The sequence below is a fragment of the Novosphingobium sp. genome (genome assembly GCF_965214355.1).
Taxonomy (GTDB): Bacteria; Pseudomonadota; Alphaproteobacteria; order Sphingomonadales; family Sphingomonadaceae; genus Novosphingobium.
Genome location: NZ_CBDCBI010000002.1, coordinates 1754286 through 1778517, shown reverse-complemented (window position 1 = coordinate 1778517; position 24232 = coordinate 1754286). Strand labels below are relative to the sequence as shown.

The window sequence follows — 24232 nt, the reverse complement described above, 5'->3', positions numbered from 1 at the left end:
TTCGACGGATTTTCTAATGGCATCGCTGTTTTCTCGATTCTTCAAATTCGGTTCCCAGAACATCGCGATCGACCTCGGCACGGCCAACACGCTGGTCTATGTCCAGGATCGCGGGATCGTGCTCAACGAACCATCGGTGGTCGCGATCGAAACCATCAACGGGATCAAGCGCGTCAAGGCCGTCGGCGACGACGCGAAGATGATGATGGGCAAGACGCCGGACAATATCGAGGCGATCCGCCCATTGCGTGACGGCGTGATTGCCGACATCGAGGTTGCCGAAGCGATGATCAAGCATTTCATTCAGAAAGTTCACGGCAAGAAAAGCGTGCTGCGCTATCCCGAGATCGTGATCTGCGTGCCATCGGGATCGACCTCTGTCGAACGCCGCGCGATCCGCGACGCCGCCAGCAACGCCGGCGCCAGCCAGGTGTTCCTGATCCTGGAGCCGATGGCCGCCGCAATCGGCGCCGATATGCCGGTGACCGAGCCGATCGGTTCGATGGTCGTCGATATCGGTGGTGGCACGACCGAAGTCGCGGTGCTGTCACTGCGCGGTCTGGCCTATACCACGTCGGTGCGCGTCGGCGGGGACAAGATGGACGAATCGATCGTGTCCTACGTGCGCCGCCATCACAACCTGCTGATCGGTGAAGCCACGGCCGAGCGCATCAAGAAGGAATACGGCATCGCCACGATGCCCGCCGATGGCGTGGGTGAAATCATCCACATCAAGGGCCGCGATCTGGTCAACGGCGTGCCCAAGGAAATCACGATCAGCCAGGCCAATGTCGCCGAAGCGCTGTCGGAGCCGATCGGCGCGATCGTCGAAGGCGTGCGCATCGCGCTGGAAAACACCGCTCCCGAACTCGCGGCGGATATCGTCGACCAGGGCATCGTGCTCACGGGTGGCGGCGCACTGATCCAGGGGCTTGACGAGCATCTGGCCAATGAAACCGGGTTGCCTGTGACCGTCGCCGAAGATCCGCTGAGCTGTGTCGCGCTGGGCACCGGTCGTGCGATGGAAGATCCGATCTATCGCGGCGTGTTGATGACGGCATAAACGCGCGCCCATATCTGGGCCGTTCACGACAGTTTCATCGTGGCTGGTGCCAGGGTCAGTGACATCTGGCATAATCCTGCACACTGGGCGCGGTTGGAAAGGAATTCGGTTTTATGGCGCGGTCGCGAGATTTGCGCCCGGGCTATTCGCGCAGGGCGCAGTACGGGATATTCACCGCTTATGTGATCGCCGTCGGCGGCGTGATCATCGGGCTGATCGCGCTTGGCATCTCGCTGCTCAATCCTGCTGCGTTCGGGTTCCTGCGCGGCGCGGCCAGCGAGATCTCCGCGCCCGCGGGCGAAGCCTCGACCGCCACCCGCCGATCAGGCGCCGGGCTGGTATCCGCGATCGAGGCCTGGTTTGAAACCGGGCACCAGAATCTCGAACTCATCCACGAAATCGCCGGCGCACGCGCCGCCGCCGTCAGCGCGCGCGCGACGGCCGATGAAAACCGCCGGCTCAAAGCGCTGCTGCATATCGTCGACCCCGCCGCCCCGCCGGTCAGCGCCGCACGCCTGATCGGATCGACCGCGGCCAGCGCGCGGCGGTATGCCGTGATCGATGCGGGCGATGCCCATGGCGTGCGCGCGGGGCAGCCGGTACGCGGCGCAGCCGGCCTGATCGGCCGCGTCGTCGAAACCAGCCGCGATACCGCGCGCATCCTGCTGGTCAGCGATGCCAGCAATGTCGTGCCGGTCCGCCGCGCCGGCGATGGCCTGCCCGGCTTTGTGCAAGGGACCGCCAATGGCAAGATCGCGATCCGCCTGCTGTCGCTGGGCAACAATCCGCTGCACCCCGGCGACGTGTTCGTCACGTCGGGATCGGGCGGCATCTATCCCCCGGGCGTTCCGGTCGCGGTCGTGTCGCAGACGCGACGCGATGGCGCCGAAGGGCGCCTGGCCGCCGATCCCGCCGCGACCGATTATGTGTTCGTGCTGCCGGTTTATCAGGCGCCTGCGGTGGCTGCGATGGCCGACGCGGTCAAAGCCGCCGGGCCCCCGCCAAAGGACGACAACTGAACCGTGGCGCTGAGTTCCACCAGCACTGCATCGACCGCGCTCGCCACGGGCCGCGATGCCACGCCGAACCGCCCGATCAACCGCGCGCCGATGCCGTGGCTGGCCACCGGCCTGCCGTGGGTGTCGATCATGCTGGCCTCGACCCTGACGTTTTCACCGATCATCGCCTCTGCCCCGGTGATGCCGCCAATCGCGTTCATGGCGCTGCTGGCGTGGCGCATGTTGCGCCCCGGTTTTCTGCCGATCTGGGCCGGGCTGCCGCTGGGCGCGTGGGACGATCTGTATAGCGGGCAGCCGTTCGGCTCTGCCATCGTCCTGTGGTCGCTGGCGATGCTGGCGATGGACCTGGTCGACGAACGGTTCCTGTGGCGCAGTTTCATGCAGGACTGGCTGGCTGCGATCGTGCTGATGGCGCTGTATGTGCTGCTGGCATCGGGCATTGCCGGCATTGCCGCGCGCTATCCGCTGCCGCTGACGATCGGTCCGCAATTGCTGATATCGATCGTGTCGTTTCCGGTGGTCAACCGCCTGGTCGCGCTGCTCGACCGCGTGCGGCTCGTCCCGATCCGGAGGCTGTAATGGCGTCCAGGCCACCAAACCCCGGCAAATTGCCGATGACCGCCGCGCGGCTGACGCAGACGTTCGAACGGCGCACATTCCTGCTGGGCGCTGTGCAAGGCGGTGTCGGGCTGTTGCTCGGCGGGCGGCTGGCCTATCTGGCGGTGACGCAAAACGCGAAATACGCCGCCGCGTCCGAAAGCAACCGCGTCAATCTGTCGCTGATCCCGCCCCGGCGCGGCTGGGTGCTCGATCGCAACGGCGTGGCGATCGCATCGAACCGCGCCGATTTCCGCGTCGATCTGATCCCCGACCGCATCGCCAATCCCGATGCGACCCTGGCCACGCTGCAGAGCCTGCTCGATCTGACTCCCGACCATGTTGCCGATATCAAGGACAAGATCGGCAAATCGCACGGGTTTCAGCCCGTCGAAGTGGCCAGCAAGCTGGAATGGGACAAATTCGCTGCGGTCAGCGTGCGTCTGCCCGAACTGCCCGGCGTCGTGCCGCAGCGCGGGTTTTCCAGGTTTTATCCCTCGGGCGCGGCGGTCGGCCATCTGGTCGGCTATGTCGGGCCGGCGTCGGCCGACGATTATGTGCGCGAACATAACCCGCTGCTGATCACGCCCGGCTTCAAGATCGGCAAGGATGCGCTCGAAAAGACATTCGATGTGAAACTGCGCGGCGTGCCCGGGGCACGGCGGGTCGAGGCAACCGCCAGCGGGCGAGTGGTGCGCGATCTAGGCACGCGCGAAGACGTGCCGGGTGCCCCGGTGCAATTGACCGTGCATGCGGGCCTGCAGGAATATGCGGCGCGGCGCATGGGGCTGGAAAGCGGATCGGTCGTGGTGATGGACTGCCGGACGGGCGACGTGCTCGCGATGGTGTCGATGCCGTGTTACGATCCCAATTCGTTTTCCGACGGTATCGGCCGCATCGAGTGGAAAATGCTGTCGGAAAACGACCATGTGCCGCTACGCAACAAGGTCCTGCGCGGGCTGTATCCGCCCGGATCGACGGTCAAGCCGATGGTCGCGCTGTCGTTTCTGGAGGCCGGGCTCGATCCCGAGGCCTCGGTGAATTGCGCCGGCGGCCTGCGTGTTGGCAACCGGGTGTTCCATTGCTGGAACCACCACGGCCACGGCGCGACGAATATGCTCAAGGGCATCTATCAGTCTTGCGACGTGTATTTCTATCACTTTGCGCAACAGATCGGCATGGACACGATCGCCGCGATGATGCGCCGCATGGGGCTCGGTTCGGAATTTCCGATGCCCTATCCCGGGCAATCGTTCGGCACCGTGCCCGATCCCGCGTGGAAAATGCGCAAATATCACAAGGAATGGGCGGTGTATGACACCGTCAACGCGACGATCGGCCAGGGTTACATGCTGGTCAATCCGTTGCAGCAGGCGACATATGTTTCGCGCCTCGCCTCGGGGCTGAAACTGTTTCCGCGCGTCATGCTCGATCGCCATGCGCCACAGGCGCCCTCGATGGGGTTCAAGCAGGACCACCTCGACTTGATCCACAACGCGATGAACGAAGTCGTCAACGGGCGCGGCACCGCGGGCAAGGCGCGCATCCCGATCCCCGGCGTGCAGATGGCGGGCAAGACCGGCACCGCGCAAGTCGTCGGCCTGAACATGGGCAACGGCAAGGGCGGCCAGTGGAAGCGCCGCGATCATGGTCATTTCATCTGCTTTGCCCCGTTCGACAAGCCGCGCTATGCCCTGGCGGTCGCGGTGGAACATGGCGGGGGATCGGGCTCGGCCTATCCGATCGCGCGCGATGTGATGACGTACCTGTTCGATCAGGGCAAGGCGATGGCCGTGCTGGCCGATTACGAGAAGCAATGGGGCGGCACGATGCAGGAGCGCATGACCAAGGAATACGCCAGCTATGCCGCAAAATACGGCGCCGCCGCGCCTGCCGCGCCCAGCGACGATGCCGCCGAAGACCAGGCCAACGTGCCCGCGCATGACGACGAACCCGCGACCCCGCAAACCGACGCCGCCAGCCCCGCGCCAGAGCCCGAGGCGCCGCTCGTGAATATCGAGCCCGCGCCCAAGGTGACCACCACGCCAGAGCCGAACGCGCAATAATGCCCAACGCCTATATCCCCCAGGCGATCGCGCGCCAGCCGTGGCAGGTGATCCTGCCGCTGACCGCGCTGACGCTGTTTGGCGGCACCGTGCTGTATTCCGCCGCCGGTGGCCGGTTTCAGCCGTGGGCGGCGATGCATGTCATCCGCTATTTCGGGTTTCTGGTCATGGCGATGCTGCTCGCGCGCGCGCCGCAGGACTGGTTCAAACGCTTTGCCCTGCCCGGCTATGTCCTGCTGTGCGGGTTGCTGGTGCTGGTCGAACTGATCGGGCGGATCGGCGGGGGCAGCCAGCGCTGGCTCAACCTGGGATTCATGACGCTGCAACCGTCGGAGCTGATGAAACCGGGTATCGTGCTGGTGTTGGCGTGGTTCTACGCGATGCTGCCGATGAACGAGGTCAAGGGCCTGCGCGCGATTTTACCGGCAATCGTGATTCTGGCGATCCCGGCGGGGCTGGTGATGCTGCAACCCGACCTCGGCACGGCGCTGGCGATCAGCTTTGGCGCGCTGGTGATGATGTTCATCGCCGGCCTGCCGCTCTGGCTGTTTGTCGGCGGCGGCCTGGCCGCCGCGATCGCGGCACCGGTCATGTTCTTTTTCGTGATGCACGATTATCAGCGCAAGCGGGTGCTGATCTTCCTCAATCCCGAAAGCGATCCGCTGGGCGCCGGCTACCACATCACCCAATCGAAGATCGCGATCGGGTCGGGCGGCATCTTCGGCAAGGGCTTTGGCAACGGATCGCAAAGCCACCTCGACTACCTGCCCGAGGCACACACCGATTTCGTGTTTGCCACGATGGCCGAAGAATGGGGCATGATCGGCGGCCTGTTCGTGCTCGCCGTCTTCGCCATGGTGCTCGGCTGGGGATTGAGAGTGGCGATGCGCGCGCCCGACCGCTTCTCCCGCCTGCTCGCCGCCGGCATGGTCACCACGATCTTTTTCTATGTGTGCATCAACATGATGATGGTCATGGGCCTCGCGCCTGTGGTGGGCATCCCCCTGCCCTTCCTCAGCCACGGCGGATCCTCGATGATGACCAACATGATCTGTATCGGCACGATCATGGCGGTAGACCGCTGGTCGCGCCGCGCGCCCCGAGGGCTGGAATAGGAAATTGCAAGGGTTGCCAAGATTAAGGCTTGGCAGCGCAGCAAAAATCGCTAAGGGAGCCCTTCCCCAGCGGCATTGCCCCGCCGGCGGATACGGACGCATAGCTCAGTTGGCAGAGCAGCTGACTCTTAATCAGCGGGTCCTTGGTTCGAGCCCAAGTGCGTCCACCATTTTTCAATTACTTAGGCGATGATTTAGCCCCCCACGTGCGCGGCTTGCATCACTAGCAATCACATAGCAAGCACGCGGATCAGTTTCGCGGCTATGGCACTCCATATCGGCCCATCGGCTCGCCGCAAAACAACGCGCGTGCATTGAGCCATCGCCCGCTATATCGCTACAAGCCGAGGCCTATGGGGGATACTGCATAATGAGAACATTCGAGGCGCTGGCCGTCATTGGCTGCCTGACTGGATCGATGGCGCAGGCTCAAGCGATTGCGCTGCCACAGCCCGAAGTCTCGCCCGCCCAAGCGCAAGTCCAGCCTTCGCCCGACGCTGGCGCATTTGCCTTGCAGTTGATTTGCCGGGGCGCAGGCGAGCACAAGGTCAACACATTTGGCAGCGCTTTTGCCTTCGGATCGCACGGCCGGTCCGCGTATGCTGTAGGTGCAAACCAGCAGCTATCGCAATTTGGTGAGCAGATGGACATCAACATAACGGGCAGTACGGCAAAGGTGCGCGTGCCACGCCGGTTTCTCCCGCCGCTGCATGGTGGCGATGGCGGATGGTTCGAAGTTCATGACCTCGTGATCAATGAAACCGACATTACCGGCAAGGTCGCGATTAACTATGCCAATCATCCGAATTTGCGCCTTGATCGGCGCGCCGGTTCGGTCGCGTTAGACGGCAAGGTCGGCTCTTTCGCTGGAGAGTGTCAAAAGGTAGATCCCAACCAACGGGCTTTTTGACGCCTCAAAGGGGTAGTTCGGGATAGTTAGGTTCGTTTCGACACGAACTCTTGAACAGCGGGCCCTTGGTTCGAGCCAAAGTGCGTCCACCATTTCCTACATGTTATTCGGCAGATACCGCGATCGGCGCCCTTGCGGCGCGCAGGGTCGCAACCTTGCCCGCGATCAACATCAGAGCCTGCATATAGGCGGCCGCCAGGACGATGGTGAAAGCGCCTGCAATATAGTCCGTATTGCGCTCGAATGCCTTGCACGTGCCGACTGTCAGCAGCAGCATGAACGCGTTGTTGATCAGCGATGTGCACTTGTTGCGGATCAGCAGATAGACCGACAGCGCGATCACAAAGAGCGCGATGACCGACCCGGCGGGTCCAAGCACCGGGGGTAGCGCAAATGACAGATAGGCGGTGCCGATCCCGCCGAGTGATCCCGCCATCGCCGGGCAAAACTGGGTGGGAGCCATCTGCTTGATGCCGCCCCAGTACAGCGAAAACAGAAAGCCGGTAAAAAGGTATTCGGATACGTTGATCCTGACAGGCAAAAACCTGTCCGCCATGACGCCGAGCGCGATGTAACCGGCGATAAGCGGTACCAATGCAACCAATATCGCAAAACCCGCCATCGGGCCGATGGCGGGGGCGGTGATTTCAGATGCCTTTGGATCGGGCAAGACCTGTCTCCTTACGAAAGCAAAAGAGGCGACGATCCCGGGAGCCGCCGCCCTTTTTTGCGTTATTCGGCGGCTTCGAGTGCCGGCACGGCCACTGCGCGTGGCGCAAGGTAATGCCCGGGCATGGCGCCTGTGAAGGCCTTGCCGTCGAACGTCACGACGCCGTTGACCATGGTCAGACGCATCGGTGCCGGCGGCCTGGTGAAGCGCCAGGTCGTGCCGCCCTCGCCGTCGGGAACGTCGTAACGCTTTTCCATGTCGCGAATACTCCCCCAAAGTGGCGGTTATCCCCCTATTTTTGCGCATTAAAGGCTAAACTATACATTTTATTATACGAATGCGTTCACTTAAACAACATAAAATACGCGTTTTCTATTGCAGAAGCGCGGTGGCGATGGTCGGGACAGGGTTGCATCCCTGGCCCACTGTTCAGGCCCCCTGCGGCTCGGGCGCCCAGGCGACCCCGTTGATATGGCCCGCCGTCGAAAAGCGTGTTGCTGGTTATGTAACGGCTTTCATCGCTGGCCAGGAACAGCACGACCGGCGCGATATCCGCATCGACATCGCCGATCCGGCCCATGGGATTGGCCGCGTCCATGCTCGCCGCCATTTCGGGATGATCCGCCTTGAAGCGGAGATACGCGGCGCTTGCCGCGCCCGTCGACGTACAAGGCCGATCGATCGATGATGTCGCAGCCGATTTCGCCGCCTTCCTTTAAGTCATGGCCATCCATCATGTGACGGGCGCGTATCAGCTGGAAATCCTGATTGCGGCGCAGGATTTTGGTGAAGTGTCGAGCCGGGTGATCGGGCATCTCGAAGGGATCGCAGGCGTCGCCGGCATCCATGTCGGGATCGCCACCGACATTTTGAGCTATCATTTCGATGGCGGGTCAAAATAATGGCCGAGGCCAAAATCGATGACCTCGATCGCCGTATTCTCGACTTGCTCGGAAGGAATGCAAGGCTCAGCAATCGCGCGATCGCCAGTCATCTGGGGCTCGTCGAAGGCACCGTCCGCAGCCGGATCAAGCGCATGCAGACCGCAAACCTGCTGCGCTTCACCGCCATAACCGATGATCGCCAGCAAGGCCGGCCCAACCTGGCGTTCATCCGTATCAAAACCGAAAGCGCCATGGCGCGCACGGTTGGTCAGCAGATCACCACGATGGACGAAGTGCTGAGCGTCCTGATGTTCCTCGGCCGCTTCAACATCGTCGCCGTCAGCCTGTTCGAAAAATTGGAAAGCGTCGACGAATTCGTGAACAAGCAGATTTGCGTCCTGCCAGGCGTGCTGCGCGTCGAAAGCGAGATCGTGATAAAGTCGATCAATTTCAACGAGCGAATGGCAAAACTGAACCCGCAGTTCTAACTGGAAATGCCGCACATCGGGAGCTTCGCACTCGTCAAGCTGCCAAGGCGGCTGGCTGACGCCAGACCCTAAAGCAGCTTGTCCAGCGTTATCGGCAAATCCCGCACCCGCTTGCCCGTCGCGTTGTAAATCGCATTCGCGATTGCCGCCGCAACCCCGGTAATCCCGATCTCCCCCACCCCATGCGCGCCCATTGGCGCATGCGGGTCGGCGATATCGGTCCAGATCACATCGATCTCCGGCACGTCCATATGCACCGGCATGTGGTACTCCGCCAGGCTGGGGTTCATGATGCGGCCGTTGCGTTCGTCGAACTGGGTTTCTTCCATCAGCGCCATGCCGATGCCCATGATGATGCCGCCGCGGAACTGGCTGCGCGCGGTCTTTGGGTTGAGGATGCGGCCGGTGTCGTACGATCCCAGCATGCGGGTGACGCGGGTTTCGGCGGTGACCGTGTTGACGCGCACTTCGCAGAACACCGCGCCGTGCGAATGCATCGACCAGTGCATCAGTTCGAGCGGCTTGGCCGCCGCCTCGGCCGCAACCACGCTGTCGCATTGTGCGCGGTCAAAGATCGAAGCGTAGGTTTCGCGCGCCGATGGGTCGTCCAGTTTGGTCAGGCCGCCGCCTTCGCTGCCGACCTGATCGGGCGACAGCCCGGCGAGCGGCGAGTTGTTGCCTGCGAGTTTCAGCAACTGCGCAACCAGCGCGTTGTGTGCGGCGATGACTGCGCCGCCGATTGCGGCGGTCTGCTGCGATCCGCCGGCAAGAATGGCGCCGGGGATGATCGAATCGCCGTATTTCACCTCGATGGCATCCATCGGCAGGCCCAGCCGTTCGGATGCGACCATCGCGGTCGTGGTCGCGGTGCCCATGCCCATTTCATGCGCGGCAACTTCGATCAGCGCGCCGATGCCGTGGGTGTCATCACGGCGCAGCGTGATGCGCGCTGCGGCGCCGGCCATGCGGTGGTAGGGGTATGTCGCGGTGGCACAGCCCATGCCGATCATCCATTCGCCTTCGCGGCGCGTGCCGGGGGTGGCATCGCGCTTGTCCCAGCCAAATTTTTCCGCGCCGTCGCGCCAGGCCTGCACGATGTCGCGCGAAGAGAACGGCAGGCCAGAGGTCGGGTCCTTGTCGGGCTCGTTGCGGATGCGCAATTCCATGGGATCGATGCCGAGTTCGACAGCGAGCTCGTCGATCGCCGATTCCAGCGCGAACGTGCCGACGGATTCGCCGGGCGCGCGCATGAACGTGTTGGCCAGCATGTTCATCGTCACGGTTTCGACCGACAGCTTGAAACTGTCGGCGGCATAACCCGAGCGCGTGCCCAGGATGAACGCTTCGGGCATGGCGTTGTGCGGGGTCATCACCGACAGGCCGGTGTGGATGATCGCGCGGAAATGGCCATCGGCATCTGCACCGATCGCCACGCGCTGTTCGGTCAACGTGCGGCCGCCGACACCGCGATAGACGCCTTCGCGGGTCAGCGCGATGCGCACCGGGCGGCCGACCATCTTTGCCGCCGCCGCGCCCAGGATCTGATGATCCCACAGGCATTTCCCGCCGAAACCGCCACCGACATAGGGCGATGTGACACGCACCTGTTCCGGTTTGATATCGAACACCCCGGCGATCGTTGCGGCCTCGGCCGTGACCAACTGCGTCGCGTCGTGGATGATGAGGTCGTCGCCAACCCAGGCGATCGTGGCGCCGTGCAATTCGATCGCATTGTGATTGTGGCGCGGCGTGCGATAGAGATGATCGACTTTAACCGGCGCGTCGGCAAGCATGGCCTCGGCATCGCCGGTTTCATTGAGCAAGGGCTCGCCCATGAACATCGCCGGCTGCGTACCCGCGGCCTTGGCCTTGGCCAGTGAGGTCGTGGCATCTTCGCGCGCATAGCTCGCCATGATCATCGACACGGCATGATCGGCCTGTTCCTGCGTTTCGGCCAGGACAACCGCGATCGGCTGACCATTCCAGTGCACGCGATCATCCTGCATCACCGGCAGATCGGCCGCGCCCGCGGCAGTGGGCGATGTGCCGAACATCGCCGGCGGCTTCATGCGCGGGGCATTCTGGTGCGTCATCACCGCGATCACGCCGGATGCGGCCTGCGCGCGCGTGGTATCCAGCGAGGCGATCCGTCCGTGCGGGATAGTCGCGTGGGCGAGTGCTGCATAGACCATGTCATCGAGCGGAAATTCGGTCGCGAACCGTGCCGCCCCCTTTACTTTCAACGCGCCGTCGAGCCGCGAGACCGGTTTGCCGATCATGCCGTGCTGATGGCGGATCAGCGGATCGGGCACGCCGCCGGGGATCCAGGTGTCGGGCGCCAGCGGCACCAGCTTGGTCATGGCCGTCTGCATCGCGGTCTGGACCGCCGCCTTGGCCGAATCGATGATGGTCATGCGGATGCTCCGGCCAGTTCACCAAGGACAGCGACAAGCGTCCGGGTGACGAGTTCGATCTTGAAGGCGTTGTCGCGCAACGGTTTGGCGTCGGCCAATTCCGCAATTGCAGCCGCGCGAAATGCGTCCGCATGGGCTGGACCACCGCGCAACACCGCCTCGGCCTTTGACGCACGCCACGGTTTATGCGCCACGCCGCCAAGCGCGATCGCGACATCGCCGACCATGCCGTTTTCGACACGCAACACCGCCGCGACCGAGACCAGGGCAAAGGCATAGCTCGCCCGGTCCCGCACTTTGCGATAGGTCGAAACAGCGCCCGCTGCGGGCGCGGGCAATTCGATCGCAGTGATCAGCTCGCCTGGTTCCAGCACGGTGTCGAACGCCGGATTATCGCCTGGCAGGCGGTGCAATTCAACAAACGGCAGCGTGCGTGTGCCGTCCCTGCCCTGCAAATGCACGGTGGCATCGAGCGCGGCGAGCGCGACGCACATATCCGAAGGGTGTGTCGCAACGCAGGCGCTCGATGCGCCCAGGATGGCATGAATCCGGTTGAATCCATCGACCGCATCGCAGCCAGATCCCGGCGCACGCTTGTTGCAGCGCGATCCGTCGGCATCATAGAAATACGTGCAGCGCGTGCGTTGCAGGACATTGCCACCGACTGTCGCCATATTGCGGATCTGCGCCGATGCGCCGGCCAGAAGCGCACGCGCCAGTACCGGATAGTCCGTCCTGATCCCGCGATGTTCGGCCAGTGCGCTGTTGCGCACTGCCGCGCCGATCATCAGGCCACCGCCGTCGGTCTGTTCGATCGCGGCCGACAGCCCGGTCACGTCGACGAGATGACCCGGGTGCGCCAGGTCCTCGCGCATCAGATCGATCAGGTTGGTACCGCCGCCAAGATACGCAGCGGCAAGGTCTCCACCCAGCCGCAATGCCTCGCCCACATCACCCGCACGGGTGTAGTCAAACGGGGTCATGCCGGCACCTGTGCCGACGGCGCATCGGCGTAGACCTGGGCAATCGCCTCGATAATGCCGTTGTGCGCGCCGCAGCGGCACAGATTGCCGCTCATCCGCTCCTGCAGTTCTTCGCGGGTGAGCGTGACATCGCCGCCCAGATCGGCGCTGACATGGCTGGGTGCGCCGCGCCGGGCCTCTGCCGCCATGCCGATCGCCGAGCAGATCTGGCCCGGCGTGCAATAGCCGCACTGAAACCCGTCATGTTCGATAAATGCCGTTTGCAGCGGATCGAGCACGCCATCGTGGGCCACGCCCTCGATCGTCGTGACCGTGCGGCCATCCATCTGCACCGCCAGCGTCAGGCACGACAGGATACGCTCGCCATCGACCAGCACTGTGCAGGCTCCGCAGGCCCCCTGGTTGCACCCTTTCTTGGTGCCCGACAGGTGCATCGTCTCGCGCAGGAAATCGAGCAGTGAAACGCGCGGGTCGCGCGGCAATTCGGCGCTATACCCGTTGATCGTCAGCGACATGCAAAAAGCCTCTTGTTTGGGCGAGGATACATTGGGCAAGAATGCGACAAGCCGGTGACGGACCGCTGAAAATCCTAGGATAGATCAGCGGCTCGCGCGACTCTGATCGGAAACCTCAGGCTATCTAACCCTTACCCTGCCGATACGTTCCGCCATATACGGCGGAATATGGTAACGGTACCGGTGAGCTGTGCGATCACGGCCGGCGACACCGCCGCGGCGGGCTATTGCTCATAGGCGCTAACTTTGTTTTTTTCTCGTCTTCCCGGGCTTGACCCGGGATCCCGCTTTTCTTTCGCGGTACCTGCAAATTCGGGCGTCTCCGCGCCGAAGAAGCGGGACCCCGGGTCAAGCCCGGGGCGACGGTATTGTTATGGTAGCGCCTTTGGGCCATCGCCCCCGGCTAAAGCGATCGCTCAGGACCTGCTCGATGAAGCTTGCGAGCGCACGCGCTTTCATGCTGGCGGTATCGAACTCGATGTCGATGGTGGCGCCGCGCAATTCCGACATTGTGGCCGGCGAGCTGACTTTACCCGCAAAGCAAAAAACGCCGGGGACCTTTTCGGCCCCCGGCGTTTCCTCCCAAACCGGCCTGTGTAACGAGACCGGCCCCCCAAGCTCTCTGAACCCGGCACCGCAACGCGGCAGCTGCGCAGCCACCGCCTGGATCCCGATCGACAAGATGGCGTTGGCCAAGGGTAATACCCTGACCACAGGGCGGTTTCGCGTCCCTGATCGCCCCAGACTATCGCTCTCCAGCGGCGTCCATCGTTGATTGTGGACTGCCTGCAAACAGACTGAACCTGGCCGATTGTTTGTCAACCGGATATTAAAATCGGGCACAACGTCTGTGAAAGCTGCGGCATACATTGCAGCATTTTGCGCTTTTTGCAGCATTTTCACATCATAATGTGTAACGCTCGCTTGCAATACACATCGTAGTGGCGTAGCCCTCGGACATGTCCAACGACCTCATCGATCGCTTCCGGCGACTCATCACCCAGGGCGGCATGTCCCGCTCGGGCCTGGCGCGTGCCGCCGGGCTTCACGCAAACACCTTGCGCGACATCACGCTGCCCGGCTGGAACCCTACCGCCGAAACGCTGGCCAAGCTCGAACGCGTGCTGACCGAAAACGACGACACCCCTGCCCTCGCCCCGATCGAAGAGATCATCGACGAAGCGCGCAACGGCCGCATGTTCATCCTGGTCGATGACGAGGATCGCGAAAATGAGGGCGACCTGGTCATCCCTGCGCAAATGGCCACGCCCGATGCGATCAATTTCATGGCGACGCACGGTCGCGGGCTGATCTGCCTGACCCTGCCACGTTCGCGTTGCGAGGCACTCGGGCTCGAACTGATGAGCCGCAAGAACGGGACGCGCCACGAAACCGCATTCACCGTCTCGATCGAGGCGCTGCACGGCGTGACGACCGGCATCTCCGCCGCCGATCGCGCGCGTACCGTCGCGGTCGCAATCGATTCAGGGAAAACGCGCGACGATATCGTGACCCCGGGCCATGTCTTCCCGCTGATCGCGCGCGATGGCGGCACGCTGGTGCGCGCCGGGCATACCGAGGCGGCAGTCGACATTTCGCGTCTGGCCGGGCTCAATCCGTCGGGCGTGATCTGCGAAATCATGCGCGACGACGGCACGATGGCGCGGATGGACGACCTGATTCCGTTTGCACGGCGTCACAACCTGAAAATCGGCACGATCCGCGATCTGATCGAATATCGCCACCGCCATGACAATCTGGTCGAATGCGTTGCGGTTGCGCCGTTTCAATCGGATTACGGCGGCGACTGGACGATCCGCACGTATCGCAACAAGGTCGATGGGTCCGTGCACCTGGTGCTGCAAAAGGGCACGGTCGTGCCCGATGCGCCCACGCTGGTGCGTGTCCACGCCATCTCGATCCTGGCCGACGTCCTGGGTTCGCCCGGCCCGCGCAAGCGCGTGCTGCAGCGGGCAATGGGTGAAATCGGCCGCGCCGGCGCCGGTGTCATCGTGCTGTTGATGCCGTCGGAACCGGAGCAGCTTGTCAACGAAGTCAGCGGCAAAGGCGCGATGGACATGGACTTGCGCAGTTATGGCATCGGTGCGCAGATCCTGGCGGACCTGGGCGTGCACGACATGATCCTGCTGACCAATTCGCATCGCAATGTCGTCGCCATCGAAGGCTACGGCCTGAATATCGTCGGCGAACAGCCGATCATCGCCGAATAAAAAGGGGCACGCGCATGGCCAAATTCCTGATTGTCGAAGCCCGTTTCTACGACCACCTCAACGACCAGCTGATCGCGGGTGCCAAGGCTGCGCTGAAGGCCGCCGGGCACAAATCCGAAGTGTTGACCGTGCCCGGCGCGCTCGAAATCCCCGCCGCGATCGCGCTTGCCGATCAGAGCGGTGATTACGAAGGCTATATCGCGATCGGCGTGGTGATCCGCGGCGAAACCTATCATTTCGAAATCGTCGCCGGCGAAAGCGCGCGCGGGATCATGGCGCTGACAATCGACGGCCTGGCCATCGGCAATGGCATCCTGACTGTCGAGGACGAAGCGCAGGCGCTGGTCCGCGCCGACCCCGCGCAAAAGGACAAGGGCGGCGAAGCGGCCAAGGCCGCGCTGGCGCTGTACGCGTTGAAAGAGCGCTTCTCCTGATGTCGATCGGCCCTGCGCACATCGCCGGGGCCATGATGATCGGGTCGGGCATGGCCCACGCCACGGTCAACGCGATTTTCAAGGCCGGCGGCAGCGACAAGATGTCGGGCCGCGCGATGATCGACGGGTCGAGCGCACTGATCATGATGCCGCTGCCGCTGTTTGTGCCCTTGCCGCACGGCGCCTGGCTGTGGCTGCTGGCCTCGACCGCAACGCATCTGGTCTATCTGCTCTGTTTGATCCGCGCCTTTTCGGTCGCGGACATGAGCGCGGTCTATCCGGTCATGCGCGGCAGCGCGCCCGTCATCGCCGCCGTCGCCTCGGTGCTTGTGCTGGGCGACGCGATGACCTGGCCGATCGCACTGGGCATCGCCTGCGTCACCGCCGGCACGCTGATGGTCGCGCTGCGCAATGCGCCCCCGCTCCACGCACTCGGCTGGGCATTGGGCACCGGCGCCGCGATCGCCGCCTACACCGTGATCGACGCGCGCGGCGTGCGCGTTACCGAGAATGCGCTGAGCTATATCGCATGGAATTTCCTGATCACCGGTATCGGCATCGGCGGCTTCTTCGCCTGGCGCCGGGGTCAGGATTTTATCGACGCCGCACGCACGCAGTGGCGTGTGGGTCTGGCGGCCGGCGCGTTGTCGATCGTGTCGTATGGCCTGGCGCTGGGCGCATACCGGCTGGGCAATGTCGCCCGGCTGGCGGCCCTGCGCGAAACATCGATCGTGTTCGGGCTGGTTATCGCTGCGGTGTTTTTACGCGAGCATGTCAATCGCACGCGGGCGATCGGCGGCGGGGTGATTGCGCTAGGCGCGGTTGTGTTGATCGTCTTGAGTTGAAGGACGTCCTCATCCCCTTCCGGGCGAAGACGCCCCACCCTCCACACACGTCATCCCGGACCTGATCCGGGATGACGTATGAGGGTAGGTTTGTACGCGCTACCCTACCCCAACCCCTAGATCTTGATCCGCCCGAACGCGCCGCGCCCTGCATAAACCGCGGTGCTGCCCAGTTCTTCCTCGATCCGGATCAGCTGGTTGTATTTGGCCAGCCGGTCACTGCGCGCCAGCGATCCCGTCTTGATCTGGCCGCAGTTCGTCGCAACCGCCAGGTCGGCGATCGTCGCGTCTTCGGTCTCACCCGAACGGTGCGACATCACGGCGGTATAGCCGTTGCGGTTGGCGATGCTGACCGCTTCAAGCGTCTCGGTCAGCGTGCCGATCTGGTTGACTTTGACCAGCAGCGAATTGGCAAGGCCGTGTTCGATGCCCATCGTCAGGCGCCGCGGGTTGGTCACGAACAGGTCGTCGCCGACGATCTGCACCTTGTCGCCGATTTTCGATGTCAGCGCGGCCCAGCCGGCAAAGTCGTCCTCGCTCATGCCGTCTTCGATCGACACGATCGGATAGGCCTGCGTCAGCGCGGCGAGGTAGTCGGCGAACGCTTCGCCGGTCAGCGACAAACCCTCGCCGCTGATTTCGTACTTGCCGTCGCGGTAGAATTCGGTCGCGGCGCAATCCAGCGCGAGCGCGATGTCTTCACCCGGCTTGAACCCGGCCTTTTCGATCGAGGCGAGGATGAAATCGAGCGCGTCGCGGGTGCTCGACAGATTGGGGGCAAAGCCGCCTTCATCGCCGACTGCGGTGGCGAGGCCTTTTTCGGACAGGCCCTTCTTAAGCGTGTGAAACACTTCGCTGCCCCACCGCACCGCTTCGGCAAGCGACGGCGCGCCGACCGGCATGATCATGAATTCCTGGAAATCGATCGGGTTGTCCGCGTGTTCGCCGCCGTTGATGATGTTCATCATCGGCACCGGCAGGACATGCGCGGAAACGCCGCCGATATAGCTGTACAAAGGCAGTCCGCGCGCATCAGCCGCGGCCTTGGCCACGGCCAGGCTGACACCCAGGATGGCATTGGCGCCAAGGCGCGATTTGTTTTCGGTGCCGTCGAGATCGATCATCGCCAGGTCGATTTCGCGCTGGTCTTCGGCATCGATGCCGACCAGCACTTCGGTTATTTCACCGTTGACCGCGCTGACCGCTTTCAGCACGCCCTTGCCCAGATACCGGCTTTTGTCCCCGTCGCGCAATTCGACCGCCTCGTGCGCGCCGGTCGATGCACCCGATGGCACGGCAGCGCGGCCGAACGAGCCGTCTTCCAGCAGAATGTCGACTTCGACAGTGGGATTGCCACGGCTGTCGAGGATTTCGCGCGCATGGATGTCGATGATCGCGGTCATGATCGGCCTTTCTGAAAGCGGAAACGCGGTAGACGGGTTTGGCGCGGCTCCTATCGGGAGACGTTGTGACAGGCAAGGCTTGCCGTCGATTTACAACGAGCCTCGGCGATGATGTTCGGCACAATACTGCGCCGCCGTGGCTGCCGTTGCGGGAACATTGACTCGAGGCCGGCATTCGGTCCCTATAACATTCGCCTGCATGAGGAGTTTTGCCATGGTCGATTCCAAACTCGAAGATTCCGCCAACCACGCCGGCGAAAAGATCGCCGCCGCCGCTGCCGCGGTTCAGGACACCGCGAAAGTGGCGAGCGATGAAGGCGAAGCGGCGATCAAGTCGCGCTTTTCAAAAGCCATCGACGACGCGCGCGCGAGCGCGGAAAGCCTGCGCTCGGACGCAGCCGACCTGGCCGCCAACGCCCGCAAAAAGGCCGCTGAGCAGGCAAGCGCACTGGCCAGCCAGTCGCGCGACATGGGGCTCGATCTCGCGCGCCAGGGCAAGGACAAGACCAGCGACGCGATCGTTGCGGTCAGCCGGGCAATTTCGGACACTGCGCCGGTGATCGATGAAAAGCTGGGCGTTACTTATGGAAATTATGCGCGTTCGGCTGCGGGCGCCTTGGAAAATTCGGCTGACCGGCTTGCCAACAAGGACCTGACCGAGCTTGGCGATGACGTGAAGGCGTTCGTTCGTACCAGCCCCGCAACCGCACTGGGCATCGCGGCCGTGACCGGTTTCCTGCTGGCGCGTATTTTCAGCCGTTCGGGCGGAGATAACGCCTGAGCCAGTTGCGCGAAATCGGCGCTGACGTGACCGCGTCCACCCCCAATCCCGAATTCGACGATCCCGGCCAGCCGCCGACACTGCCTGCAGTGTTGCGCGCGCTGGTCGAGGATGCGCAGACAATGGTCGAAGCAGAAGCCGGCTTTATCAAAGCCGCGGTGGCCTTCGTGCTTGGGCGTGTCAAAAGCATCGCCATCGCCTTGGTGCTGGCGGTGTTTTTCCTGTTCTTCACGCTGATGGCTATCGTCGTCGGGCTGCTGCTGGCACTGGCGCCAATGATTGGCGCCTGGGCGGCGGTGGCTGTGGTGGCGGGCGTACTGGCATTGTTGACTGCAATTTCGGCATGGTTCGTCATTCGCGGGGGGCGCCAGATGGTTGCGGTCCTGATTGGCAAATCCGGAGGCAAGTCATGACCACCGCCGCAGAGGTGCTCGCCGCGCGGCAATTGCGCGACGTGGCGCGGAGCACTTTGAAGACCGATGTTTCGATCGTACGTTTGGCCCTTGCCGAACGGTCCCTGCTGGCGCGTGTGCGGGATCGGGTCGTGATGTCCGTCACGCAAACGGCCGAAGAGGGCGTTGCGCTGGCGAACGAGAATCGGGTCATCGTCGGGCTGACATTGGCTGCCGCTGCTGGTTGGGTGTTCCGGCGTCCGCTGGGAACATTGGCCGGGCGCATGAGTTCCTTGTCCAGACGGGCGTTGAAGCGCTGGCGTCGCTGATCGCTGCCTGAGCCCGTCCGCTTTTCTCTCTATCAAGATCAAGGAATACGCCCATGACCGAGCCCGAAAAAATCGTCGACACTCTGTCAGACACCGTCAAATCGACGGTGGAATCCGTGACCGAGCCCAGCCTTGCCGATCGCGTCGAAACCGCGCGCGTGCGCAGCACCGAACTGGCCAGCAATGCGACCAAGACTGCGCGCGATTTCGTGCATGACCACCCGGTTGCGACGATCGCCGGCGGTATTGCCATCGGCGCGCTGTTCGCTGGCGCCTTTGCCCGCAGCCTGCCCACCCGCACCGATACCGTTGCACGCAAAGCCAGTGCCGACGTCAATGTCATTTCGGATCGGCTCAGCCATCTCGCCTCGATCGGCGCCGACCTCGCGATGGCCTACGCCGCGCGTGTTGCCTCGGCCAGCAGGGATGGCGCCGGCAAGCTGGAAGATCGCTTCAACGAGCATATGAGCCAATTGAACAACGAAGCCGGCAAGCAAGGCGCAGAAGCAAGCCGCAAGGCTGCAGGACTGGCGGATGCCGTGATCAATTCGTTGCGCGACTCAGCCGAAACAGCGCTGTCGCGGATGAACAAATACATCAAGGACTGATCGTTTTTCCGGATCGGCAGTGGACGTGTCCACTTTCCTGGAGCGCGGTAAAGGGCAGAGGCCCTTTACCGCGTTTTTTTGCGTGGCCTCCTGCTCGTGCCGGCAAGGATGAGCAGATCGATTGTTTATCCGACAAAGGCGTCCGACCCACTTGAATTTAAGAGCCGCTTTTGTCAGGGGCTGATTTCCTCATCTCGATGAAAGTCACCCATGAACAAGATGCACCTCGTGATGGGCGGGCGGGTCAAGGATCCGCAGGGCCTGGACTTTGTCGATCTGAAGGCGGTCGATCTGGTCGGGGTCTTTCCCGACTATGCCAGTGCCGAGGAAGCCTGGCGCGCATCGGCGCAACGTACGGTCGACGATGCCGAAATGCGCTATGTGATCGTCCACCTGCACCGACTGCTCGATCCGTCAGAGCCCGAAGGCTGAATTGAAAAAGCCACGCAACCGACCGTTGCGTGGCTTTTTTATGCGAATACGCCGTTTGCATCCGATTGCCCGGCTGCCACGTCGGACTGAATAAACCGGCGCCGACATAAACCAGGATTCAGATGAATTCGATCTTTTCGACCACGTAGCACCGGTCGCCCGCTGGCACGGTGACTTCGACTTCTTCCTCGACCTTGCGGCCGATCAGCGCCTTGCCGAGTGGCGAATTGTAGCTGATCCGGCCGATCTTTGCATCGGCTTCGGCTTGGCCGACGATCTGATAGCGCACCGGTTTGTCGTCATCGTCGAGCAATGTCACCGTCGCACCGAACACGATACGATCGCCCGACAGCGTCGTCGGGTCGATGATCAGCGCGCGGTTCAGCTTGTCCTCGAGATCCACGATCATCGCCTCGACCTGGCCCTGGCGTTCCTTGGCCGCATGATATTCGGCGTTTTCCGAAAGATCGCCGTGCGCACGTGCTTCCTCGATCGCATCGACGATGCGCGGCCGTTCCTCGCGCAGCGCCTGCAATTCGCGGCGCTGCTTGTCATAGCCATCCTGGAGCATCGGCAGCTTTTCAGTCGCCATCCCGTAATCCTTTTCTCATACACCCCGACGCAACCGTGGCGCCGCGGCAAAAAACCATCCCGACCTGCGACCGATGGGGCGCAGGGCAGGTATTCGCTTGGTCAGGGGATCCTGGTGAAGCTAGGTGTCAGACGCGACCATAATAGTCCTGAAGCGACCTGACTTCAAGTTCGGCGCCGCAAAGCGCCTCTATTGCTTCTGCCGCCGCCAGCGAAGCCGCCGCCGTCGTGAAGTAACACACTTTGCCGGTCAGCGCGGATCGGCGGATCGATTGCGAATCCTTGTGGCTCTGCCAGCCTTCGGTGGTGTTGAAGATCAGCGCGATGTCGCCGTCGATGATATGATCGACGATATGCGGGCGCCCTTCGGCGACCTTGTTGACATGCTCGACGGCGATGCCCAGGTCTTCGAGATAGCGCGCAGTGCCGCCGGTCGCGACGACCTTGAAGCCAAGCCGCGCGAGCGTACGCACTGCCGGCACGATCACCGGCTTGTCGCTGTCCTTGACCGACACAAACAATTTGCCCGACATCGGCAAGTCGAGGCCTGCGCCCAGCTGCGCCTTGGCGAACGCCATCGCGAAATTGGCGTCGATCCCCATGACTTCGCCGGTGGACTTCATTTCGGGCGACAGGACCGGATCGACACCCGGGAAGCGCGCGAACGGGAACACTGCCTCTTTCACAGCCATATAGGGTACATCGCGCCGGATCGGCGGCAGGTCGGCAAGCTTTTCGCCCGCCATGATCCGCGCGGCGTATTTGGCGATCGGCTGGCCGATCGCCTTGGCCACGAACGGCACCGTCCGGCTGGCGCGCGGATTGACTTCGATCAGGTAGACCTGTCCGTCCTTCACCGCGAACTGAATATTCATCAGCCCGCACACGCTCAGCCCTTCGGCCAGCAGCACCGCCTGACGTTCCATTTCGGCAATGATTTCGGGCGGCAGGTTGTATGGCGGCAGCGTGCAGGCGCTGTCGCCCGAATGGATGCCGGCCTCCTCGATATGCTGCAACACGCCGGCGATCACGACCTGGTCGCCATCGGCCAGCGCATCGACATCGCATTCGATCGCATCGCGCAGATACTGGTCGATCAGCACCGGGCTATCGCCCGACACTTTCACAGCGGTTGCGATATAATCATCGAGCTGTGCCTGGCTGTCGACGATTTCCATCGCGCGGCCGCCCAGCACATAGCTCGGGCGGATCAGCACCGGATACCCGATGCGCGTGGCGACAGCGACCGCCTCGTCGCGGCTGCGCGCCATGCCACCGAGCGGCTGCAACAGACCGAGCTTTTCGACCAGATCGGAAAACCGCTCGCGATCTTCGGCCAGATCGATCGAATCGGGCGATGTGCCCAGGATCGGCACCCCGGCATCCTGCAACGCCTGCGCTAGTTTCAGCGGGGTCTGCCCGCCGAATTGCACGATGACGCCGACCAGCGTCCCGTTGGTGCGTTCCACATCGAGGATTTCAAGCACGTCTTCGGCGGTCAGCGGTTCGAAATACAACCGGTCCGATGTGTCGTAATCGGTCGACACGGTTTCCGGGTTGCAGTTGATCATGATCGTTTCGTAGCCGGCATCTTCCAGCGCGAAACACGCGTGGCAGCAGCAATAGTCGAATTCGATCCCCTGCCCGATGCGGTTCGGCCCACCGCCCAGAATAACGATCTTTTTGCGATCGCTCGGAGCTGCTTCGTTCTCGGGCTCGCCAAACAGGCCGCCTTCGTAGGTCGAATACATGTACGGTGTCACCGCTTCGAATTCGGCGGCGCAGCTGTCGATGCGCTTGAACACCGGCCGCACGCCCATGCCCTGGCGCAGCGCCCGCACTTCGGCCTCGCTCGTCGCACCCGCCATCCCTTCGACGACATCGTGCAGCAGCCCGGCACGCGCCATGTCAGCGCTGCCGACCATGTTCACCGACCGTACTGCCAGTTTCGCCAGGCGGCTGTCGGAAAAACCCATTGCCTTCAACCTGCGCATGCCTGCCGCATCCACCGGCAGGCCATCGTCGACAACGGCGGCTTCCTCGGCAACGATTTCAGCAATCTGGCGCAGGAACCACGGCTCGTACTTGGTCACGGCCTGCACTTCGGCAACGCTGAATCCTTCGCGAAACGCCTGTCCGATCGTGAGCAGGCGATCAGGCGTCGCGCGCGACAACGCGGCGTTGATCTGGTCGCGGCTGGCGCCGACCAGCTCGTCCACCCGGTTGAACCCGTCGAGCCCGGTTTCGAGGCCGCGCAACGCTTTCTGCACCGATTCCTTGAAATTGCGGCCGATCGCCATGACTTCGCCGACCGATTTCATCGCGGTCGACAGCAGCGGCTCGGCGCCCTTGAATTTTTCGAACGCAAAGCGCGGGATTTTCGTGACGACGTAATCGATCGTCGGCTCGAAACTCGCGGGCGTCGCGCCGGTGATGTCATTGGTGATTTCGTCGAGCGTATAGCCGACTGCCAGCTTGGCCGCGACTTTGGCAATCGGGAACCCGGTGGCTTTGGACGCCAGCGCCGACGAGCGCGACACGCGCGGGTTCATTTCGATCACGATCAGGCGGCCATCGACCGGATTGACCGCGAATTGCACATTCGACCCGCCGGTTTCGACGCCGATCTCGCGCAGCACCGCGATCGATGCGCTGCGCATGATCTGGTATTCCTTGTCGGTGAGCGTCAGCGCCGGCGCAACGGTGATCGAATCGCCGGTGTGCACGCCCATCGGATCGACGTTTTCGATCGAGCAGACGATGATGCAGTTGTCGTTGCGATCGCGCACGACTTCCATCTCGTACTCTTTCCACCCGAGCAGCGATTCCTCGATCAGCACTTCGGTGGTGGGTGATGCTTCGAGCCCGCCGCGCACGATCTGGATGAACTCGTCCTTGTTGTACGCGATCCCGCCGCCGGTGCCCCCCAATGTAAACGAGGGACGGATGATCGATGGCAGCCCGGTGGTTTCGAGCACCGCCAGCGCCTCATCGACGGTATGCGCCACGCCCGATTTTGCCGAATTGAGCCCGATCTTGTCCATCGCATTGCGGAATTTCAGGCGATCTTCGGCCTTGTCGATTGCTTCGGCATCGGCGCCGATCATCGTCACGCCGTACTTTTCCAGCGTACCGTCGCGAAACAGCGCCAGCGCGGTGTTGAGCGCGGTCTGCCCGCCCATCGTCGGCAGCAACGCGTCGGGACGTTCCCTGGCGATGATCTTGGCCACGATCTCGGGCGTGATCGGCTCGACATACGTCGCGTCGGCCATTTCCGGATCGGTCATGATCGTCGCCGGGTTCGAATTGACCAGGATGATGCGATAGCCCTCTTCCTTCAACGCCTTGACCGCCTGCGTCCCCGAATAATCGAATTCGCAAGCCTGGCCGATGACGATCGGCCCGGCGCCGATGATCAGGATCGAGGAGATGTCAGTGCGTTTGGGCATGGGTGGTTATGCT

Annotated in this window: 26 protein-coding genes and 1 tRNA gene; 18 read left to right on the top strand and 9 right to left on the bottom strand. The window is 62.9% G+C overall.

The window, feature by feature from the left end; translation table 11 throughout:
- Positions 1-16 precede the first annotated feature (16 nt).
- The 7 genes from ACOOE2_RS08660 to ACOOE2_RS08630 all read left to right on the top strand — a co-directional run bounded on the left by ACOOE2_RS08660 (position 17) and on the right by ACOOE2_RS08630 (position 6770).
- Complete coding sequence (locus ACOOE2_RS08660; protein WP_420382612.1) at positions 17-1063, top strand: rod shape-determining protein; 1047 nt, start codon at positions 17-19, stop codon at positions 1061-1063.
- 113 nt (positions 1064-1176) lie between these two features.
- On the top strand, positions 1177-2082 hold the full coding sequence (mreC, locus tag ACOOE2_RS08655; RefSeq protein WP_420382611.1) for a rod shape-determining protein MreC: 906 nt from the start codon (positions 1177-1179) through the stop codon (positions 2080-2082).
- A gap of 3 nt (positions 2083-2085) precedes the next feature.
- Positions 2086-2661 (top strand): rod shape-determining protein MreD, encoded by a 576-nt coding sequence (mreD, locus tag ACOOE2_RS08650; RefSeq protein ID WP_420382610.1) that lies wholly within the window; start codon positions 2086-2088, stop codon positions 2659-2661.
- Positions 2661-4745 carry a penicillin-binding protein 2 gene (gene mrdA, locus ACOOE2_RS08645; protein ID WP_420382609.1) on the top strand — a complete coding sequence of 695 codons (2085 nt, stop codon included), beginning with the start codon at positions 2661-2663 and terminating at the stop codon, positions 4743-4745. Before mreD ends, mrdA begins: the two co-directional genes overlap by 1 nt.
- Positions 4745-5860 (top strand): rod shape-determining protein RodA, encoded by a 1116-nt coding sequence (gene rodA / locus ACOOE2_RS08640; protein ID WP_420382608.1) that lies wholly within the window; start codon positions 4745-4747, stop codon positions 5858-5860. Before mrdA ends, rodA begins: the two co-directional genes overlap by 1 nt.
- 94 nt (positions 5861-5954) lie before the next feature.
- Positions 5955-6030: transfer RNA gene (locus ACOOE2_RS08635), tRNA-Lys, on the top strand.
- A 200-nt stretch (positions 6031-6230) separates the two neighbouring features.
- Positions 6231-6770 (top strand): hypothetical protein, encoded by a 540-nt coding sequence (locus ACOOE2_RS08630; protein ID WP_420382607.1) that lies wholly within the window; start codon positions 6231-6233, stop codon positions 6768-6770.
- Positions 6771-6873: 103 nt separating this feature from the next.
- On the opposite strand, the gene ACOOE2_RS08625 is transcribed toward ACOOE2_RS08630, so the two are convergent.
- From ACOOE2_RS08625 to ACOOE2_RS08615, 3 genes are all read right to left on the bottom strand, one after another.
- Positions 6874-7440, bottom strand: coding sequence for a hypothetical protein (locus ACOOE2_RS08625; protein WP_420382606.1), 567 nt, complete (start codon positions 7438-7440; stop codon positions 6874-6876).
- 62 nt (positions 7441-7502) lie between these two features.
- On the bottom strand, positions 7503-7697 hold the full coding sequence (locus tag ACOOE2_RS08620) for a hypothetical protein (protein ID WP_420382605.1): 195 nt from the start codon (positions 7695-7697) through the stop codon (positions 7503-7505).
- 86 nt (positions 7698-7783) lie between these two features.
- Complete coding sequence (locus ACOOE2_RS08615) at positions 7784-8122, bottom strand: SDR family oxidoreductase (protein ID WP_420384580.1); 339 nt, start codon at positions 8120-8122, stop codon at positions 7784-7786.
- A gap of 40 nt (positions 8123-8162) precedes the next feature.
- Here ACOOE2_RS08615 and ACOOE2_RS08610 point away from each other — a divergent pair, with 40 nt between their 5' ends.
- On the top strand, positions 8163-8342 hold the full coding sequence (locus tag ACOOE2_RS08610) for a hypothetical protein (RefSeq protein WP_420382604.1): 180 nt from the start codon (positions 8163-8165) through the stop codon (positions 8340-8342).
- A complete protein-coding gene (locus tag ACOOE2_RS08605; RefSeq protein WP_420382603.1) occupies positions 8342-8812 on the top strand; it encodes an Lrp/AsnC family transcriptional regulator in 471 nt (156 codons plus the stop codon). The genes ACOOE2_RS08610 and ACOOE2_RS08605 overlap by 1 nt, the downstream gene beginning before the upstream one ends.
- A 68-nt stretch (positions 8813-8880) precedes the next feature.
- Here ACOOE2_RS08605 and ACOOE2_RS08600 read toward each other — a convergent pair whose 3' ends face one another.
- Genes ACOOE2_RS08600 through ACOOE2_RS08590 form a run of 3 tightly spaced genes read right to left on the bottom strand, consistent with a single transcriptional unit; the run spans position 8881 to position 12724 of the window.
- Positions 8881-11226, bottom strand: a complete 2346-nt coding sequence (locus ACOOE2_RS08600; RefSeq protein WP_420382602.1) for a xanthine dehydrogenase family protein molybdopterin-binding subunit — start codon at positions 11224-11226, stop codon at positions 8881-8883.
- A complete protein-coding gene (locus ACOOE2_RS08595) occupies positions 11223-12209 on the bottom strand; it encodes an FAD binding domain-containing protein (protein ID WP_420382601.1) in 987 nt (328 codons plus the stop codon). Before ACOOE2_RS08595 ends, ACOOE2_RS08600 begins: the two co-directional genes overlap by 4 nt.
- Positions 12206-12724 (bottom strand): 2Fe-2S iron-sulfur cluster-binding protein, encoded by a 519-nt coding sequence (locus tag ACOOE2_RS08590; RefSeq protein ID WP_420382600.1) that lies wholly within the window; start codon positions 12722-12724, stop codon positions 12206-12208. Before ACOOE2_RS08590 ends, ACOOE2_RS08595 begins: the two co-directional genes overlap by 4 nt.
- A gap of 430 nt (positions 12725-13154) precedes the next feature.
- Between ACOOE2_RS08590 and ACOOE2_RS08585 the strand changes: the two genes are divergently transcribed.
- The 4 genes from ACOOE2_RS08585 (at position 13155) to ACOOE2_RS08570 (ending at position 16234) form a co-directional block, all read left to right on the top strand.
- On the top strand, positions 13155-13499 hold the full coding sequence (locus ACOOE2_RS08585; protein ID WP_420382599.1) for a hypothetical protein: 345 nt from the start codon (positions 13155-13157) through the stop codon (positions 13497-13499).
- Positions 13500-13683: 184 nt separating this feature from the next.
- On the top strand, positions 13684-14955 hold the full coding sequence (ribB, locus tag ACOOE2_RS08580) for a 3,4-dihydroxy-2-butanone-4-phosphate synthase (RefSeq protein WP_420382598.1): 1272 nt from the start codon (positions 13684-13686) through the stop codon (positions 14953-14955).
- Positions 14956-14969: 14 nt separating this feature from the next.
- Entirely contained in the window at positions 14970-15389 is a 420-nt protein-coding gene (gene ribH, locus ACOOE2_RS08575; RefSeq protein ID WP_420382597.1) for a 6,7-dimethyl-8-ribityllumazine synthase, read from the top strand.
- Positions 15389-16234 (top strand): EamA family transporter, encoded by an 846-nt coding sequence (locus ACOOE2_RS08570; RefSeq protein ID WP_420382596.1) that lies wholly within the window; start codon positions 15389-15391, stop codon positions 16232-16234. Before ribH ends, ACOOE2_RS08570 begins: the two co-directional genes overlap by 1 nt.
- A gap of 116 nt (positions 16235-16350) precedes the next feature.
- Here ACOOE2_RS08570 and eno read toward each other — a convergent pair whose 3' ends face one another.
- A complete protein-coding gene (eno, locus tag ACOOE2_RS08565; protein WP_420382595.1) occupies positions 16351-17637 on the bottom strand; it encodes a phosphopyruvate hydratase in 1287 nt (428 codons plus the stop codon).
- A gap of 214 nt (positions 17638-17851) precedes the next feature.
- Here eno and ACOOE2_RS08560 point away from each other — a divergent pair, with 214 nt between their 5' ends.
- From ACOOE2_RS08560 to ACOOE2_RS08540, 5 genes are all read left to right on the top strand, one after another.
- Positions 17852-18418, top strand: coding sequence for a hypothetical protein (locus ACOOE2_RS08560; RefSeq protein ID WP_420382594.1), 567 nt, complete (start codon positions 17852-17854; stop codon positions 18416-18418).
- Positions 18419-18444: 26 nt separating this feature from the next.
- Positions 18445-18831, top strand: a complete 387-nt coding sequence (locus tag ACOOE2_RS08555; protein WP_420382593.1) for a phage holin family protein — start codon at positions 18445-18447, stop codon at positions 18829-18831.
- Positions 18828-19139 carry a hypothetical protein gene (locus tag ACOOE2_RS08550; protein ID WP_420382592.1) on the top strand — a complete coding sequence of 104 codons (312 nt, stop codon included), beginning with the start codon at positions 18828-18830 and terminating at the stop codon, positions 19137-19139. Before ACOOE2_RS08555 ends, ACOOE2_RS08550 begins: the two co-directional genes overlap by 4 nt.
- Before the next feature lie 53 nt (positions 19140-19192).
- A complete protein-coding gene (locus tag ACOOE2_RS08545) occupies positions 19193-19747 on the top strand; it encodes a hypothetical protein (protein WP_420382591.1) in 555 nt (184 codons plus the stop codon).
- Between the two features lie 210 nt (positions 19748-19957).
- Complete coding sequence (locus tag ACOOE2_RS08540) at positions 19958-20179, top strand: DUF4170 domain-containing protein (protein WP_420382590.1); 222 nt, start codon at positions 19958-19960, stop codon at positions 20177-20179.
- Positions 20180-20297: 118 nt separating this feature from the next.
- Here ACOOE2_RS08540 and greA read toward each other — a convergent pair whose 3' ends face one another.
- Entirely contained in the window at positions 20298-20771 is a 474-nt protein-coding gene (gene greA, locus ACOOE2_RS08535; protein WP_420382589.1) for a transcription elongation factor GreA, read from the bottom strand.
- A 127-nt stretch (positions 20772-20898) separates the two neighbouring features.
- Positions 20899-24219 (bottom strand): carbamoyl-phosphate synthase large subunit, encoded by a 3321-nt coding sequence (gene carB / locus ACOOE2_RS08530; protein ID WP_420382588.1) that lies wholly within the window; start codon positions 24217-24219, stop codon positions 20899-20901.
- Between the last annotated feature and the right edge of the window lie 13 nt (positions 24220-24232).